The 15,684-nt window shown below is 58.9% G+C and carries 18 protein-coding genes; 10 read left to right on the top strand and 8 right to left on the bottom strand.

Annotated features, from left to right (window positions below; genetic code table 11):
• On the top strand, positions 1-311 hold a 311-nt coding region (locus ACODTD_RS19735; RefSeq protein ID WP_489105111.1), incomplete at its 5' end, for a hypothetical protein.
• Positions 312-432: 121 nt separating this feature from the next.
• On the opposite strand, the gene tyrS is transcribed toward ACODTD_RS19735, so the two are convergent.
• Positions 433-1,632 carry a tyrosine--tRNA ligase gene (gene tyrS, locus ACODTD_RS19730; protein ID WP_011336180.1) on the bottom strand — a complete coding sequence of 400 codons (1,200 nt, stop codon included), beginning with the start codon at positions 1,630-1,632 and terminating at the stop codon, positions 433-435.
• A gap of 210 nt (positions 1,633-1,842) precedes the next feature.
• On the opposite strand from tyrS, the gene ACODTD_RS19725 reads away from it, so the two are divergent.
• Both ACODTD_RS19725 and ACODTD_RS19720 read left to right on the top strand, forming a co-directional pair.
• On the top strand, positions 1,843-3,267 hold the full coding sequence (locus tag ACODTD_RS19725) for a peptidoglycan DD-metalloendopeptidase family protein (protein ID WP_041475440.1): 1,425 nt from the start codon (positions 1,843-1,845) through the stop codon (positions 3,265-3,267).
• A gap of 3 nt (positions 3,268-3,270) precedes the next feature.
• Positions 3,271-4,362: an anhydro-N-acetylmuramic acid kinase gene (locus ACODTD_RS19720; protein WP_011336182.1), complete on the top strand. Its 1,092-nt coding sequence runs from the start codon at positions 3,271-3,273 to the stop codon at positions 4,360-4,362.
• Positions 4,363-4,434: 72 nt separating this feature from the next.
• On the opposite strand, the gene erpA is transcribed toward ACODTD_RS19720, so the two are convergent.
• A complete protein-coding gene (gene erpA / locus ACODTD_RS19715; protein WP_003228776.1) occupies positions 4,435-4,785 on the bottom strand; it encodes an iron-sulfur cluster insertion protein ErpA in 351 nt (116 codons plus the stop codon).
• A gap of 168 nt (positions 4,786-4,953) precedes the next feature.
• Complete coding sequence (gene argC / locus ACODTD_RS19710; RefSeq protein ID WP_011336183.1) at positions 4,954-5,988, bottom strand: N-acetyl-gamma-glutamyl-phosphate reductase; 1,035 nt, start codon at positions 5,986-5,988, stop codon at positions 4,954-4,956.
• 135 nt (positions 5,989-6,123) lie between these two features.
• Here argC and hemJ point away from each other — a divergent pair, with 135 nt between their 5' ends.
• The 6 genes from hemJ (at position 6,124) to coq7 (ending at position 10,597) form a co-directional block, all read left to right on the top strand.
• Positions 6,124-6,552: a protoporphyrinogen oxidase HemJ gene (gene hemJ, locus ACODTD_RS19705; protein WP_011336184.1), complete on the top strand. Its 429-nt coding sequence runs from the start codon at positions 6,124-6,126 to the stop codon at positions 6,550-6,552.
• Positions 6,553-6,585: 33 nt separating this feature from the next.
• Positions 6,586-7,554, top strand: a complete 969-nt coding sequence (locus ACODTD_RS19700; protein WP_221616028.1) for an NAD(P)H-dependent flavin oxidoreductase — start codon at positions 6,586-6,588, stop codon at positions 7,552-7,554.
• 70 nt (positions 7,555-7,624) lie between these two features.
• Complete coding sequence (locus ACODTD_RS19695; protein WP_011336186.1) at positions 7,625-8,575, top strand: DUF805 domain-containing protein; 951 nt, start codon at positions 7,625-7,627, stop codon at positions 8,573-8,575.
• Positions 8,576-8,636: 61 nt separating this feature from the next.
• Positions 8,637-9,425: an SDR family NAD(P)-dependent oxidoreductase gene (locus ACODTD_RS19690; protein WP_489105110.1), complete on the top strand. Its 789-nt coding sequence runs from the start codon at positions 8,637-8,639 to the stop codon at positions 9,423-9,425.
• 81 nt (positions 9,426-9,506) lie between these two features.
• Complete coding sequence (locus tag ACODTD_RS19685) at positions 9,507-9,845, top strand: histidine triad nucleotide-binding protein (protein ID WP_007956318.1); 339 nt, start codon at positions 9,507-9,509, stop codon at positions 9,843-9,845.
• 104 nt (positions 9,846-9,949) lie between these two features.
• Positions 9,950-10,597, top strand: a complete 648-nt coding sequence (coq7, locus tag ACODTD_RS19680; protein WP_007956317.1) for a 2-polyprenyl-3-methyl-6-methoxy-1,4-benzoquinone monooxygenase — start codon at positions 9,950-9,952, stop codon at positions 10,595-10,597.
• 61 nt (positions 10,598-10,658) lie between these two features.
• Here coq7 and speD read toward each other — a convergent pair whose 3' ends face one another.
• Together speD and ACODTD_RS19670 are read right to left on the bottom strand one after the other, a co-directional pair.
• Complete coding sequence (gene speD, locus ACODTD_RS19675) at positions 10,659-11,453, bottom strand: adenosylmethionine decarboxylase (protein ID WP_489105109.1); 795 nt, start codon at positions 11,451-11,453, stop codon at positions 10,659-10,661.
• 237 nt (positions 11,454-11,690) lie between these two features.
• Positions 11,691-12,113 (bottom strand): OsmC family protein, encoded by a 423-nt coding sequence (locus tag ACODTD_RS19670; RefSeq protein WP_003228794.1) that lies wholly within the window; start codon positions 12,111-12,113, stop codon positions 11,691-11,693.
• Between the two features lie 236 nt (positions 12,114-12,349).
• On the opposite strand from ACODTD_RS19670, the gene crp reads away from it, so the two are divergent.
• Complete coding sequence (gene crp, locus ACODTD_RS19665) at positions 12,350-12,994, top strand: cAMP-activated global transcriptional regulator CRP (protein WP_011336190.1); 645 nt, start codon at positions 12,350-12,352, stop codon at positions 12,992-12,994.
• 10 nt (positions 12,995-13,004) lie between these two features.
• On the opposite strand, the gene ACODTD_RS19660 is transcribed toward crp, so the two are convergent.
• The 3 genes from ACODTD_RS19660 to trpD all read right to left on the bottom strand — a co-directional run bounded on the left by ACODTD_RS19660 (position 13,005) and on the right by trpD (position 15,681).
• Entirely contained in the window at positions 13,005-13,703 is a 699-nt protein-coding gene (locus ACODTD_RS19660; RefSeq protein ID WP_221616027.1) for a lipoate--protein ligase family protein, read from the bottom strand.
• 95 nt (positions 13,704-13,798) lie between these two features.
• Complete coding sequence (gene trpC, locus ACODTD_RS19655) at positions 13,799-14,635, bottom strand: indole-3-glycerol phosphate synthase TrpC (protein WP_201817798.1); 837 nt, start codon at positions 14,633-14,635, stop codon at positions 13,799-13,801.
• Positions 14,632-15,681 carry an anthranilate phosphoribosyltransferase gene (gene trpD / locus ACODTD_RS19650; protein ID WP_489105108.1) on the bottom strand — a complete coding sequence of 350 codons (1,050 nt, stop codon included), beginning with the start codon at positions 15,679-15,681 and terminating at the stop codon, positions 14,632-14,634. Before trpD ends, trpC begins: the two co-directional genes overlap by 4 nt.
• Positions 15,682-15,684: the final 3 nt, after the last annotated feature.

Genomic DNA, 15,684 nt, shown 5'->3' with positions numbered 1-15,684 from the left:
CAAGCACCCACACGAATTGCTTGATTCAGTTGTTAAAGAGCGGTTGGTTAAGATCTTTCGTCTCAACCGAGGCGCGCATTCTACAGCAGCCTCATTTGCTGTCAAGTGATTATTTTCAGAAGTTTTCGAAGATTTCTTCAACAACTTCAACCACTTGCGCTTCCGATCTCTCGTTAGCGGGAGGCGAATTCTACAGCGTTACACGCTGCTGTCAACACCTCTTTTTCTCCGATTTCGACCGAGAAGATCGAACCATTGAAAGCGCCAAACAGACCGGCATTTCCAACTCCTTCCAGTCTTCGATGAACTGAAGCAACCCGCTTCGAAACCTACTTAACTCATTGAATCTCAAGGAGTTTTCCGTTTCGACTGCGCCGGAAGTGGGGCGAATTATAGACCTCTGGAATTCGCCGTCAACCCCTTATTTCATCTTTACTCAGATTTCAGCGTAATCCGTGCAAAAGCCTTCTTGCCGGCCTGACAAACGTGAGTCGCGCCCAGTACGTATATAAAGGAGCGATCAACCACCTCACCATCTACACGCACACCACCGGAGGCCAGCAGATCACGAGCAGCTGCCGAGTTCTTCACCAGACCTGCCTTATTAAGGACAGCAGCAATCGGCATATCCTCGGCAGCAGTCAGCTCAACCTCTGGCAGATCATCCGGCAACTCGCCATCCTTCATACGATTGCCCGCACCACGGTGAGCATTGGCCGCGGCCTCTTCACCATGGAAGCGCGCAACAATCTCTTCGGCCAGCTTGATCTTGATATCACGCGGGTTAGCACCCGCTTCAACATCAGCACGGAAAGCATTTATCTCATCCATCGAACGGAAGCTGAGCAACTCGAAGTAGCGCCACATCAACGCATCGGGAATCGAAACCAGCTTGCTATACATGACACCTGGCGCTTCCTGGATACCGACGTAGTTGCCCAGCGATTTGGACATCTTCTTCACGCCATCCAAACCCTCAAGCAGCGGCATCGTCAGAATGCACTGGGCTTCCTGGCCATAACCACGCTGCAGCTCACGCCCCATCAGCAGATTGAACTTCTGATCAGTACCACCCAGCTCAACGTCAGCGCGCAACGCTACAGAGTCATAACCCTGAACCAGCGGATAGAGGAATTCGTGAATGGCGATTGGCTGATTGGTGGTATAGCGCTTATCGAAATCGTCACGCTCGAGCATACGAGCAACGGTGTACTGCGAGGTCAGACGAATAAAGTCCGCAGGCCCCATCTGATCCATCCAGGTGGAGTTGAACGCAACTTCGGTTTTCGCCGGATCAAGAATCTTGAACACCTGAGTCTTGTAAGTCTCGGCGTTTTCCAGAACCTGCTCACGCGTCAGCGGAGGGCGAGTGGCGCTCTTGCCGCTCGGATCACCGATCATTCCGGTGAAGTCACCTATAAGGAAGATCACCTGATGACCCAGTTCCTGGAACTGGCGCAGCTTATTAATAAGCACGGTGTGACCAAGGTGCAGATCCGGCGCAGTTGGATCGAAGCCGGCCTTGATTCGCAGCGGCTGGCCACGCTTGAGCTTTTCGATCAGCTCGGACTCGACCAACAGTTCTTCCGCACCACGTTTAATCAGCGCTAGCTGCTCTTCAACCGACTTCATAACAGACCCGCAAGGCTCAGATTCAAAGGGAACCAACCATACAAGATCGCGCACCAAATACAAGGTTTGCCCGGCGCACGGACGCCAATCCACGGACAGAGCGCCCGCAGACTTGCTTCAGAGATGATTTGGTTATATTTTATACAGTTATTTCATCTTCATCATGTCATTCATCTTTTCCAATTCATCTTTTTCAAAGTCAAATTACTTATGACCACTGAACCGTCTAAAGCGCCACCGCTTTACCCGAAGACCCACCTGCTCGCCGCAAGTGGGATCGCCGCCCTTCTCAGTCTGGCGCTCCTGGTGTTTCCATCCAGTGATGTTGAAGCCAAAAAGACAACGCTGAGCCTTGAACTGGAAAGTCCTGCTGAACAACTGACACAAGATCAAGACGCTGCCGACGCAGCTCAAGCCACAAACGAATCCGTAGCCTCTCCTTTCGCGCAGATCGAAAACAGCACCGAAGAGACGCAGGAAACCGCTCAGGCCGCACCGGCGCCGATACCGGTAGTCGAAGAAAAGAAGGCCCCGAATCACAGGGAAGTGATCGTCTCCAAGGGCGATACGCTTTCTACACTGTTCGAGAAAGTCGGCCTGCCGGCCGCGGCCGTCCATGAAGTGCTGGCCAGCGATAAACAGGCCAAGCAATTCAGCCAGCTCAAACATGGCCAGAAACTCGAATTCGAATTGAACCCACAAGGCCAGCTGACCAACCTGCACAGCAAGGTCAGCGACGTTGAAACCATCACCCTGACCAAGAACGACAAGGGTTATGTGTTCAACCGCGTTACCGCCAAACCGACTGTTCGCACCGCCTATGTACACGGCGTGATCAACAGCTCGCTGTCGCAGTCCGCCGCCCGCGCAGGCCTGTCCCACAGCCTGACCATGGACATGGCCAGTGTCTTTGGCTACGACGTCGACTTCGCCCAGGATATCCGCCAGGGCGACGAATTCGATGTGATCTACGAACAGAAAGTGGTGAATGGCAAAGCGGTTGGCAACGGCCCGATCCTGTCAGCCCGCTTCACCAACCGCGGCAAGACTTACACCGCCGTGCGTTACACCAACAAACAGGGCAACAGCAGCTACTACACTGCTGATGGCAACAGCATGCGCAAGGCGTTCATCCGTACACCGGTGGACTTCGCCCGCATCAGCTCGAAATTCTCCATGGGCCGCAAACACCCGATCCTCAACAAGATCCGCGCCCACAAAGGCGTCGATTACGCCGCCCCACGTGGCACGCCGATCAAGGCTGCCGGCGACGGCAAAGTGCTGTTGGCCGGCCGTCGCGGCGGTTACGGCAACACCGTGATCATCCAGCACGGCAACACTTACCGCACGCTGTATGGCCACATGCAGGGCTTCGCCAAGGGCGTGAAGACTGGCGGCACCGTCAAACAAGGCCAGGTGATCGGTTACATCGGCACCACCGGCCTGTCCACCGGCCCGCACCTGCACTATGAATTCCAGGTCAACGGCGTTCACGTCGATCCATTGGGGCAGAAGCTGCCGATGGCCGACCCGATCGCCAAATCCGAACGCGCTCGCTTCCTGGCGCAGAGCCAGCCGTTGATGGCGCGCATGGATCAGGAAAAAGCCACCATGCTGGCTTCGAGCAAACGTTAAGCCATGGCTCTGTATATCGGCGTGATGTCCGGCACCAGTCTCGACGGGCTGGACATCGCCCTGATCGAGCAGTCCTCGGCGATCAATCTGGTCGCCACGCACTACATCCCTATGCCTGACACCCTGCGCGCCGAGCTGCTTGGCTTGTGCGCCGGCGGCCCTGACGAGATCGCCCGCTCGGCGATTGCCCAGCAAAACTGGGTAAAGCTCGCCGCGCAAGGGATCCACACCCTGCTCGAACAACAACAGCTCAAGCCCGAAGCCATTCGCGCGATCGGCAGCCACGGCCAGACCATTCGCCATGAGCCGGCGCGTGGTTTCACCGTACAGATCGGCAACCCCGCCCTCCTCACTGAACTGACCGGTATCACCGTCGTCAGCGACTTCCGCAGCCGCGATGTGGCCGCGGGCGGCCAGGGCGCTCCTTTGGTGCCAGCCTTTCATGAAGCGTTGTTCGAAGAGCGTACCGGTAACCGTGCGGTCCTGAATGTCGGCGGTTTCAGCAATCTCAGTCTGATCGAGCCGAACAAGCCTGTAGCCGGTTTCGACTGCGGGCCGGGGAATGTGCTGATGGATGCCTGGATTCATCAGCAACGGGGCGAGAACTACGACCGTAACGGGCAGTGGGCAGCCAGCGGCAAGGTCGAACCGACCCTGCTGAAAGCCCTGCTCAGCGATCCGTTTTTCGTGACCCAAGGCCCGAAGAGCACCGGCCGCGAAGTTTTCAACCTGCCATGGCTGGAGCAGCAACTGTCGTGCCTGCCAGGTTTCGCAGCCGAAAACGTACAGGCAACACTGCTCGAACTGACGGCGCTGACCATCGTCGAATCGCTGCAAAGCGCTCAATCGAATACCGAAGAGCTCCTGGTTTGTGGGGGCGGCGCCCACAACGTCACACTGATGAAGCGCTTGGCCGACCTGCTGCCCAACGCCAAAGTCGCCAGTACCGCAACCCACGGCGTCGATCCGGACTGGGTCGAGGCGATGGCCTTCGCCTGGCTGGCCCACTGCTGTCTGGAAGGCATTGCCGCCAATCGCCCGAGTGTCACCGGTGCCAAAGGCCTGCGCGTACTCGGCGCCATCTACCCCAACTGACAAATCGCAGATAACAAAACGCCGCAGAACCGTGAGGTTCTGCGGCGTTTTGTTGTGTACGGTGAAGCGCGATCAGATCGAGAACGAGGAGCCGCAACCACAAGTGGTGGTGGCATTCGGGTTCTTGATCACGAAACGCGAACCTTCCAGACCTTCCTGATAATCCACCTCGGCACCTGCCAGGTACTGGAAGCTCATCGGATCGACCACCAGACTGACGCCTTCGCGCTCGACGATGGTGTCGTCCTCGGCCACATCTTCATCGAAGGTGAAGCCGTACTGAAACCCTGAACAACCGCCGCCCGTAACGAATACGCGCAGCTTCAAGCGATCATTCCCCTCTTCATCGACCAGGCTCTTCACCTTGTGCGCGGCACCTTGAGTGAATTGCAAAGCCGTGGGGGTGAAGGATTCGACGCTCATGCTGACTATCTCCCGGCGTTACGCCGCCATAATGCGTGATGACGCGCATTATCCGCTTGTCCTAGAAAATCGGTCAACTATTGTTACGGTATATCAATAAAGCTGATCAACCGACCAGAATGCAAAAAGGCCCGTCAAACGGGCCTTTTTGCCAAGCAAGATCAGTCGTTACGGCAGCATGCCGGCGTGGGACAGACCCAAACGCTCATCCAGCCCGAACAGAATGTTCATGTTCTGCACCGCCTGGCCCGACGCGCCCTTGACCAGGTTGTCGATCACCGACAGCACCACCACCAGATCACCATCCTGTGGACGGTGAACCGCGATGCGGCAGACGTTGGCGCCACGCACGCTACGGGTTTCTGGATGGCTACCAGCCGGCATCACGTCGACGAACGGCTCATTGGCATAACGCTTTTCGAACAGCGCCTGCAGATCCACCGAGCGGTCCACCACGGTCGCGTAAAGCGTGGAGTGAATGCCACGGATCATCGGCGTCAGGTGTGGCACGAACGTCAGACCGACATCCTTGCCTGCGGCACGACGCAGCCCCTGGCGAATTTCCGGCAGATGACGGTGACCTTTCACCGCATAGGCCTTCATGCTTTCCGACGTCTCGGAGTACAGCGAGCCTACGGCAGCACCACGACCGGCACCGCTGACACCGGACTTGCAGTCGGCGATCAGGTGGGAAGCGTCGGCAATGCCTGCCTCAAGCAACGGCAGGAAACCCAGCTGTGTCGCGGTCGGATAGCAACCCGGCACCGCGATCAGACGTGCTTTCCTGATCTGCTCACGATTGACTTCCGGCAAGCCGTAAACCGCTTCGTCCAGCAGCTCCGGTGCACCGTGCGGCTGGCCGTACCACTTGGCCCATTCATCAGCGTCCTGCAGACGGAAGTCTGCCGACAGGTCGATGACCTTGGTGCCGGCCGCCAGCAACTCGCCGGCCAGTGCGTGGGCAACGCCGTGCGGAGTGGCGAAGAACACCACGTCGCAAGCGCCCAGGGTCTTGATGTCCGGCACGCTGAATGCCAGACCGTCGTAGTGACCGCGCAGGTTCGGGTACATATCAGCCACGGCCAGACCGGCCTCGGATCGGGAAGTGATCACTACCACTTCTGCCTGCGGATGCTGTGCCAACAGACGCAGCAGTTCGACACCGGTGTAACCCGTGCCGCCGACGATACCGACCTTGACCATAAACCTGCCCTCAACGAACCCACTGGAAAGCCGTCGATAATAGGGGCCGCGCGCGCCTGCGACAACCGCCAAGGTGACGTGCGGACGCTCAAGCCTCTACTATCGGGCCTACCGTGAATCAGGGAATAACCCAAAATGCTCTATCTGTGGATCAAAGCGCTGCATATCGTCAGCATCGTGTGCTGGTTTGCCGGCCTCTTCTATCTTCCGCGACTGTTCGTTTATCACGCGCAAAGTGAAGACACGATCAGCAAGGAACGCTTCAGCATCATGGAGCGCAAGCTCTATCGCGGCATCATGGGCCCGGCAATGATCGCCGCGCTGATCTTCGGTGGCTGGCTGATCTATCTGAACCCGAGCATCTTCAGCAGCGGTGGCTGGATCCACGCCAAACTGACCCTGGTCGTGCTGTTGATCGGCTACCACCACATGTGCGGCGCGCAGGTAAAACGTTTTGCCCGTGGCGAGAACACCCGCAGCCATGTCTTTTATCGCTGGTTCAATGAAGTGCCGGTTCTGCTATTGCTGGCTATCGTAATTCTGGTCGTGGTCAAGCCGTTCTAACTTCAACAAATACAACTTTCCGGGGTACTTCCGATGTCGCTGCCCGCTCTGCTCGAACAACGTCTGCGCCTGCCCGTAGTGGCAGCACCGATGTTTCTGATCTCCAATCCTGAACTGGTGCTGGCGTGCTGCCGTAACGGCGTGGTCGGCAGCTTCCCGGCGCTGAACCAACGCGAAAGCAGCGGATTCAAGGCATGGCTGGAGCAGATCGAAGCGGGACTGGCGACACTGGAGAACCCGGCGCCTTATGCCGTGAACCTGATCGTTCACAAGAGCAATCCACGTCTGGAGGCGGACCTGAACATCTGCGTCGAATACAAAGTCCCCATCGTCATCACCAGTCTTGGTGCCGTGAAGGAAGTGGTAGACGCCGTGCACAGCTACGGCGGCCTGGTCTTCCACGACGTGACGACCCGCCGCCATGCCGAGAAAGCCGCCGAGGCCGGTGTCGATGGCTTGATCGCCGTCGCGGCCGGTGCCGGTGGGCACGCCGGGACCTGGAGCCCGTTCTCGCTGATCGCCGAGATCCGCGAGTGCTTCGACAAAACCCTGTTGCTTGCAGGATGTTTGAACCATGGGCATGAGATTCTCGCCGCACAACTGCTCGGCGCGGATCTGGCCTACTTCGGCACGCGATTTATCGGCACCACTGAAAGTCATGCGCCTGACGCCTACAAGCAGATGCTGCTGACTGCCAAAGCCGCCGACATCATTCATACTCCTGCCGTGTCCGGTGTTCCGGCCAGTTTTATGCGTCAAAGCCTGGAGGCCGCCGGTTTCGACATGGCAGCCCTGCAGGGCAAGGGTGAAGTGAACTTCGGCGACAAGCTCAAGCCGATCAACGACGAAGCCAAGGCCTGGAAAACCGTGTGGTCGGCAGGTCAGGGCGTCGGGCAGATCGACGATCTGCCAAGCGTGGATCAACTGGTGGCGCGTCTCGATGCCGAATACCGCCAGGCCCTGGAGCACGCAGCGCAACTGCCGAAACGCTGGCCACGTTGAATGAAACCAAGCCAGTCGCTGTTTGACTGGCCTTAGACTCACTTTATCTCGCGACAAGGATGCCTCGGCCATGAGCGAACCCCGTTACAAGATCGTTTTCGACGGCGCGCTCCAGCCCGGCGTCGATATCACCACGGCCAAGCTTAACCTGGCCGACCTGTTCAAAAGCGATGTCGCCGCCATCGAACGCCTGTTCAGTGGCCGCACCGTCGCGCTCAAGCGTGACCTGTCGCACAGCGATGCGCAGACCTATCTGCAAGCGCTGGGCAAGACCGGGATCGATGCCCGGATCGAAGCGGAAACGCCCATCGAGCTGAATCTGTCGGATGTCCACGAGCAAAGCGCTGCCGTCGCGGAGCCTGACTCGCCTTATGCTCCCCCTCGCGCCGCCGTCGGTGAAAGCCTGCCGGCATTCGCGCCTCTCAAGCCGCTCAGCGTCGAAGGCCGGATCGGCCGCTTGCGTTACCTGGCATGGTCGATGGTGTTAAGCCTGGCCGCCCTGCCGATCGTCAGCGTGTTCGCATTGATCGGCCTGGGCCTGGTGAGCGCCGACTCGACCACTGGCCTGATCATCGGCGGTCTCCTCGCCTTCTTCCTGTTTCTGGCCTTCGCGATTGTCGGGATCCTGTTCAGCATCCAGCGCTTGCACGATATCGGCTGGTCGGGATGGCTCTGGCTGCTGACGCTGGTGCCGTTCGTGGGCAGTTTCTTCCCGCTGGTGATCATGGTCGTGCCGGGCAATACCGGCGCCAATCGCTATGGCCCACCACCTCCGCCGAACAGCACGGCAGTCAAAGTGCTGTGCTCGCTGTGGATCGTGTTTATCGGGCTGTTTTTCGTGGGTGGCATGCTGGGCGGGATTACTGCCATCCAGCAGGAATATGAAAGCAGCCTTGAAAGCAGCTACGAGAGCGGTTCGGTGACCACCGATGAAATCGATGTCGAAGTCGAACCCGCCGCGAATTCGGCAGACGATGCAGCCGAAGCTGCTCTCACCCCTGTAGACTCTGCGAAAGAATGAACAACGCTCCCCGCCGTGACACCTGCGTCCACGGCGCGGCGCTGTTGCGATGGAGATTTGCATGACCCGTTACGCTCTGATCACCGGCGCCTCCAGCGGCATCGGCCTGGCCATGGCCGAAGCCCTGGCACGCCGTGGCCGCAGCCTGATTCTGGTGGCTCGCCAGCGTGATCAGCTGGCAAGCATTGCGATTGAACTGACCCAGCGCTTCGGTGTGGAGGTACTGTTCCGCGCCTGCGATCTCGGCGAGCCGCTGCGCCTGTCCGGTTTCCTGCTGGAGCTTGAAGAAGGCGACCGGCAGATCGATCTGCTGGTCAACTGTGCCGGCATCGGTACTTGCGGCCCGTTCCTGGCCCAGGACTGGATGACCGAACAGGACCTGATCGAAGTGAACATCCTCGCCCTCACCCGGCTCTGCCATGCCATCGGCAACAGCATGGCGTTGCAGGGTGGCGGGCAGATTCTCAATGTCGCGTCGGTGGCGGCCTTCAACCCCGGGCCCTGGATGAGCACCTACTACGCCAGCAAGGCGTACGTGTTGCACTTCTCGGAAGCACTGCGGGTGGAACTGAAGAAGTGTGCAGTCAAGGTGTCGGTGCTCTGCCCCGGCCCGACCCGCACCGCGTTCTTTCGCACCGCGCAACTGAACAACGACAAGCTCAACGCCAGCAAACTGTTGATGAGCCCCGAGGAGGTCGCGCTGTATACCGTGCGCGCCCTGGAGAAAAACCGCGCGATCATCATTCCCGGACGCCGAAACCGCTGGTTCGCCTTTCTGCCTCGGCTCGGTTCGCGCTGGCTCAATCGCACGATTGTCGGCATGGTCAACAAGGCTTACTGCCCGCGCTGAAAAGCCCTACGGCAAAACACTGGGCGGGCTTATCCCCCTATGAGTACACTCAGGCCAGCCCAAACAACGGAGAAAACAGCTGTGGATACTCTGTTCACCAAGATCATCAACCGGGAAATCCCGGCGAAGATCATCTACGAGGACGACCAGGTTCTGGCGTTCCACGACATCGCCCCACAGGCACCGGTGCATTTTCTGGTGATCCCGAAGAAGCCGGTGCGCACCCTCAACGACCTGACCGAAGACGACAAGGCACTGGCCGGGCACATCCTGTTCACCGCCCAACGTCTGGCGCTGGAGCTGGGTTGCGAGGAAGGCTTCCGGGTGGTGATGAACTGCAATGAAATGGGCGGACAGACGGTCTACCACATTCACATGCACGTGCTCGGCCAACGCCAGATGAACTGGCCTCCGGGCTGATTGAACTGCAGGCTCGGTGGGGCCCTGCTCCCACATGACCCAGCGCAAACCTTCCCCGGCCGATTCGGTTAAACTGGCCGCCGAGATTCTTCCCGGAGGTCAGCATGACTACCCAACGTCACTATTCGCCCATTGATCGTCTTCTGCTGCAAGCCGATGCTGCGATGCGTACCCTGCTGCCCTTCAGCGGCCAGCCGTACCGTCCGTCGCCGGCGATCGTGCAGCCCGATGTGCAGATGAGCGATGAAGACACCCGCCACGTCGCCGGTCTGATGCGCATCAACCATACCGGCGAAGTCTGTGCCCAGGCGCTGTATCAGGGCCAGGCGCTGACCGCCAAGCTGCCGCAAGTGCGTGAGGCCATGGAACATGCGGCCGAAGAAGAGATCGATCATCTGGTCTGGTGCGAGCAGCGCATTCACCAGTTGGGCAGCCACACCAGCGTGCTCAATCCGCTTTTCTACGGCATGTCGTTCGGGATCGGCGCAGTCGCCGGACTGATCAGCGACAAGGTCAGCCTCGGGTTTGTCGCTGCCACCGAGCATCAGGTCTGCAAGCATCTGAACGAACATCTGGAACAACTGCCGGCCGAGGATGAAAAATCCCGGGCGATTCTGGAACAGATGCGTATCGATGAAGAACATCACGCGGAAAGTGCACTGGAGGCCGGCGGTTTCCGCTTCCCGGCACCGGTGAAGTTCGGCATGAGTCTGTTGGCCAAGGTGATGACCAAGAGCACTTACCGGATCTGAAAAACGCCCATAAAAAAGGCGACTGCCGCGAAGCAGTCGCCTTTTTTTGTGCCCGGATTTCTTAGTTCGGCATATTGCGCGCGTAGAAGATTTCCAGCATTTCGTGTTTCACACGCTCGGTCACCTGAGCGCGTTGCTCGGAAGACAGGTTGCTGGTGGCATCGCCGAACAGGTAGTTGTCCAGTTCGAAGTTCTTCAGCAGCATCTTGGTGTGGAACAGGTTTTCCTGATAAACGTTCACGTCGGTCATCTGGTACGCGTCGCGGGTGTCTTCGGAGAGGTAGTTCTGGATCGAGTTGATCTCGTGGTCGATGAAGTGCTTGTTGCCTTCAACGTCACGGGTGAAGCCGCGCACACGGTAATCCACGGTCACGATGTCCGAATCGAACTGGTGAATGAGGAAGTTGAGCGCTTTGAGCGGTGAAATGACACCACAGGTCGACACGTCGATGTCCACACGGAAAGTCGCAATACCGGCGTCCGGATGGATTTCCGGGTAGGTGTGCACCGTGATGTGGCTCTTGTCGAGGTGGGCCAGGATGATTTCGGGCAACGGGCCCGGGGACTCTTCGATCTGGCTTTCGGTCGGGGTCACCGGCTCTTCCGAGATCAGAATCGTGACGCTGGCACCCTGAGGCTCATAGTTCTGACTCGCAATGTTCAGAATGTTGGCACCAATGATTTCGACAACTTCCGTGAGGATCTGCGTCAGGCGTTCGGCGTTGTACTCTTGATTGATGTACTCGACGTAAGCCTGCTGGTCTTGCGGGGTTTCCGCGTAGCAGATGTCATAGATGTTGAAGCTCAAGGTCTTTGTCAGGTTATTGAACCCGTGGAGCTTGAGTTTGCTTTTCACCGTTAAAAACTCTCTATGTATGCGGCACGGCCGCGTGATCAAGCATGCCCGTCAAGTGCGAACAACGCACCTGCGTAGGACGGTTAACACCTCTTCGCGATGGCGATTTTGGTTATCTGTTCAGGCGGATGACCCGTCGGTTGACTGATCACGGCCCTGAAAAAAGTGGCGCATTATGCAGACGTCAGCGGGGGATCGCCAGAGTCTGCACTGCTTTTATGATAGTTGAATGTCGGCTCAGCCGAGTTCGACGATTTCATAGTCGTGGGTGATCGCTACACCGGCGGCGCCGAGCATGATCGAGGCCGAGCAATACTTCTCGGCAGACAGCTCGATGGCGCGTTTGACCTGGGCTTCTTTCAGGCCACGGCCCTTGACCACGAAGTGCATGTGGATCTTGGTGAACACTTTCGGATCTTCGGTCGCCCGTTCGGCTTCCAGAAAGGCTTCGCAGCTTTCAACAGCCTGACGGGACTTCTTCAAGATGCTGACTACGTCGAAATTGCTGCAACCGCCGACACCCAGCAGGAGCATTTCCATGGGGCGGACACCCAGGTTACGACCACCGGCGTCCGGCGGACCGTCCATGACCACGACATGACCGCTGCCGGATTCGCCGAGGAACATGGCTTCGCCAGCCCATTGGATGCGTGCCTTCATCGCCAAGACTCCACTGTAGAAAAAAGGGTCGCCAGCTTAGCACAGGGCCCTGCCCGGACAGCGAGCAGGTTCCTAGGACGGATGCACCTTTAACGTAGGTGATTTCTCGAAATTTCGACGAAGTGTCTGGTAAGCTGGCGCCAATTCACTGGCGCCTTTGCCAGACTGTGTAGCGACCGCCTCAGCGCCTCATATAAAAACCAAATATAACCGTGCAGCTTTTTCGGGATACAACCATGGTTGGTATTACCCCCACACCCAAAATCAAAAACCTCGACAAGCTGCTGATGCATTGCCAGCGCCGGCGTCACGCGGCCAAGAGCAACATCATCTGCGCCGGGGATCGCTCCGACACGCTTTACTTCATCATCCGCGGTTCGGTCACGATCCTGATCGAGGACGACGACGGCCGCGAGATGATCATCGCGTACCTGAATGCTGGGGACTTCTTCGGCGAGCTGGGCCTTTTCGAAGAGGCCGGCCAGGAACAGCAGCGCAGCGCCTGGGTGCGGGCCAAGGTTGAATGCGAAGTCGCGGAAATCAGCTACGCCAAGTTCCGCGAACTGTCGCAGCAGGATCCAGACATTCTTTACGTGCTCAGCGGACAAATCGCACAACGCCTGCGCAACACCACGCGCAAGGTTGGCGACCTGGCGTTCTTCGACGTCACCGGCCGTGTCGCTCGCTGCCTGCTGGAACTGTGCAAACAACCGGACGCCATGACTCACCCGGACGGCATGCAGATCAAAGTGACCCGTCAGGAAATCGGCCGGATTGTCGGTTGTTCGCGAGAGATGGTCGGTCGCGTGCTCAAGGATCTTGAGGAACGCAACCTGGTGGATGTGAAAGGCAAGACCATGGTGGTCTTCGGCACTCGCTGAGTGCCAAAACTCAGCCGGCGTAGATCTGCGCCAGCATCAAACGGAAGAGTTCATCGAGACGCGCCAGTGCATGGGGCGCCGGGAATTTTTCATGCAGAGCGATGTGGCTGGCGGCACGAACCCGCTGCTCCAGACCACACGCTTCGTTGAAGCGGTTGACCGCCGCGACCATCGACTCACGTTCGTCATCCACCAGCATCGCCCCGTGCACCAATCCCACCGGACGCTGACCACCCTGACTCTGGCGCCAGCGCTGAGCGGTGCCGACCATCTTGCGACCGTCGAGATTGACGTTGAAGCGGCCGTCGCAGAACGCACCGTCGATTTCCCCCAGCGACGAAGTGCCACCCAACTCATCCAGCAACTCACAGATCGGATCACACAGACGCCGGTAACCGGTTTCGATACGGTTCAGATCGCCTTCGCTACGAGGCGGTGCGTAGACCAGTGCAATGTTGATGGTCGACGCCGACTGCGGAACAGGTTCGCCGCCGGTTTCACGCAGCAACACCGGCCAGCCGGCAGCAGCGGAGACTTCACAGGCGTGATCGAATCCGGGCAAGCGGTTCAAACGGCGCGGCATGACCAAGGCGCGGTCGCTGGGCTGCCAGAAAAACAAGCCGAATTCGGCATCACCCGCGCAGACCGAGGCCAGCAAATCCTGTTCGGCTTGCAGACCGGCTTCGATGGTCAGGGACGTGGGGATCATAAGGTTTCCATAGGACGTTGAGTCTGAGGTGAATCTTATGCCGCCTTCGCGGGCAAGCCCGCTCCCACAGGGGACGGGCGCCTGCGAAGACTCGATCAGTCGAGGGTCGAACCGCTCACCGGTACGCCGCGCTCAGGGAAGAACAGACGTTGCAGTTCGATGCCCGGGTTTTCGGCGCGCATGAACGCTTCGCCGACCAGGAACGCGTAAACGTCGCTGATTTCCATCAGCTCGACATCGGCACGGTTGAGGATCCCGCTCTCGGTGATGACCAGACGATCGCGCGGGATGCGCGGCAGCAGGTCGAGGGTGGTTTCCAGGCTGACGTCAAAGGTGTGCAGGTTGCGGTTGTTGACCCCGACCAGCGGCGTGTCGAGGGTTTTCAACGCGCGCTCCAGCTCATCGCCGTCGTGCACTTCCACCAGCACATCGAGGCCGACGTCTTTGGCCACCGACGCCAGCTCGGCCATTTTTACGTCATCCAGTGCGGAGACGATCAGCAGCACGCAATCGGCGCCCAAGGCACGGGCCTCAACGATCTGGTACGGATCGATCATGAAGTCTTTGCGGATCACCGGCAGCGAGCAGGCAGCGCGGGCCTGTTGCAGGTAGGCATCGGCGCCCTGGAAGTAGTCGATGTCGGTCAGCACCGACAGGCAGGTCGCCCCGCCCTTCTCGTAGCTTTTGGCGATATCGGCAGGAACGAAGTTCTCGCGGATCACGCCCTTGCTCGGCGACGCCTTCTTGATTTCGGCGATCACTGCCGGTTGTTTTTTCTTGGCCTGCGCCAGCAATGCCTGGGCAAAACCACGGGGTGCATCGGCCGCCTTGGCCAGACTTTCCAGCTCGCTCAGGCTCACACGGGCGCTACGCTCGGCGACTTCCTGAAACTTGCGGGCCAGAATGTTTTCCAGAACCGTCGGTACACTCATCCCTCATTCTCCACTTTGAATACCGCGGTAAAGGCACCCAACTCCTCGAGTTTTTCCCGAGCAAGACCGGTGTGCAGAGCGTCGTGGGCCAGTGCCACGCCCTCTTTCAGACTTGTCGCCAGGTCGGCTGCGTACAGCGCCGCACCGGCATTGAGCACGATCATTTCGGCAGCCTTCTGACCGTTCTCGGTCTTGCGCTTGCCGAGTGCATCGCGGATCAGCGCCAGCGAGGCTTCCGGGCCTTCGACCGACAGACCGTGCAGGCTCTGGCTCTTCATGCCCAGATCTTCCGGCTCGACCCAATATTCGGTGATCTGATCGTCCTTCAGCTCGGCGACAAAAGTCGGCGCCGCCAGACTGAATTCGTCCAGACCGTCCTTCGAATGCACCACCAGCACATGCTTGCTGCCCAGACGCTGCAAGACTTCAGCCAACGGCCGGCACAGCGCCGGGGTGAACACGCCCACCACCTGATGTTTCACACCGGCCGGATTCGTAAGCGGGCCGAGCATGTTGAACAGGGTACGCAGGCCGAGATCGCGACGCGGGGCGGCGGCGTACTTCATGGCTTTGTGGTGAGTCTGGGCAAACATGAAGCCGATGCCGACGTTGTCGATGCAGCGCGCCACCTGAACCGGGGTCAGGTTGAGGTAGATGCCGGCGGCTTCCAGCAAGTCGGCACTGCCGCTCTTGCCCGACACTGCACGGTTACCGTGTTTGGCCACGGTGCAGCCAGCCGCGGCGACCACGAAGGAAGACGCGGTCGACACGTTGAAAATGTTCGCCCCGTCACCGCCGGTGCCGACCACATCGACCACGCGGTCGAGGGTCTTGAGTTCGACCTTGTCCGCCAGTTCGCGCATCACCGACACGGCGCCGACGATCTCGTCGATGCTCTCGCTCTTCATGCGCATGGCCATCATGAACGCGCCGATCTGCGCGTCAGTGCATTGGCCGGTCATGATTTCGCGCATCACGTCGCGCATTTCATCGGTGCTGAGGTCGAGGTGATCGACGATACGGCTCAGGGCTGTCTTGATATTCATGGA

It is taken from the genome of Pseudomonas sp. FG35, assembly GCF_057809295.1.
This window is presented reverse-complemented; position numbering and strand designations above follow the sequence as displayed.

Bases quoted from the DNA above. Each gene is read 5' to 3' on its own strand.
- tyrS (WP_011336180.1), bottom strand. From the start codon at position 1,632: ATGAAGTCGGTTGAAGAGCAGCTAGCGCTGATTAAACGTGGTGCGGAA.
- ACODTD_RS19725 (WP_041475440.1), top strand. From the start codon at position 1,843: ATGACCACTGAACCGTCTAAAGCGCCACCGCTTTACCCGAAGACCCAC.
- ACODTD_RS19720 (WP_011336182.1), top strand. From the start codon at position 3,271: ATGGCTCTGTATATCGGCGTGATGTCCGGCACCAGTCTCGACGGGCTG.
- erpA (WP_003228776.1), bottom strand. From the start codon at position 4,785: ATGAGCGTCGAATCCTTCACCCCCACGGCTTTGCAATTCACTCAAGGT.
- argC (WP_011336183.1), bottom strand. From the start codon at position 5,988: ATGGTCAAGGTCGGTATCGTCGGCGGCACGGGTTACACCGGTGTCGAA.
- hemJ (WP_011336184.1), top strand. From the start codon at position 6,124: ATGCTCTATCTGTGGATCAAAGCGCTGCATATCGTCAGCATCGTGTGC.
- ACODTD_RS19700 (WP_221616028.1), top strand. From the start codon at position 6,586: ATGTCGCTGCCCGCTCTGCTCGAACAACGTCTGCGCCTGCCCGTAGTG.
- ACODTD_RS19695 (WP_011336186.1), top strand. From the start codon at position 7,625: ATGAGCGAACCCCGTTACAAGATCGTTTTCGACGGCGCGCTCCAGCCC.
- ACODTD_RS19690 (WP_489105110.1), top strand. From the start codon at position 8,637: ATGACCCGTTACGCTCTGATCACCGGCGCCTCCAGCGGCATCGGCCTG.
- coq7 (WP_007956317.1), top strand. From the start codon at position 9,950: ATGACTACCCAACGTCACTATTCGCCCATTGATCGTCTTCTGCTGCAA.
- ACODTD_RS19670 (WP_003228794.1), bottom strand. From the start codon at position 12,113: ATGAAGGCACGCATCCAATGGGCTGGCGAAGCCATGTTCCTCGGCGAA.
- crp (WP_011336190.1), top strand. From the start codon at position 12,350: ATGGTTGGTATTACCCCCACACCCAAAATCAAAAACCTCGACAAGCTG.
- ACODTD_RS19660 (WP_221616027.1), bottom strand. From the start codon at position 13,703: ATGATCCCCACGTCCCTGACCATCGAAGCCGGTCTGCAAGCCGAACAG.
- trpC (WP_201817798.1), bottom strand. From the start codon at position 14,635: ATGAGTGTACCGACGGTTCTGGAAAACATTCTGGCCCGCAAGTTTCAG.
- trpD (WP_489105108.1), bottom strand. From the start codon at position 15,681: ATGAATATCAAGACAGCCCTGAGCCGTATCGTCGATCACCTCGACCTC.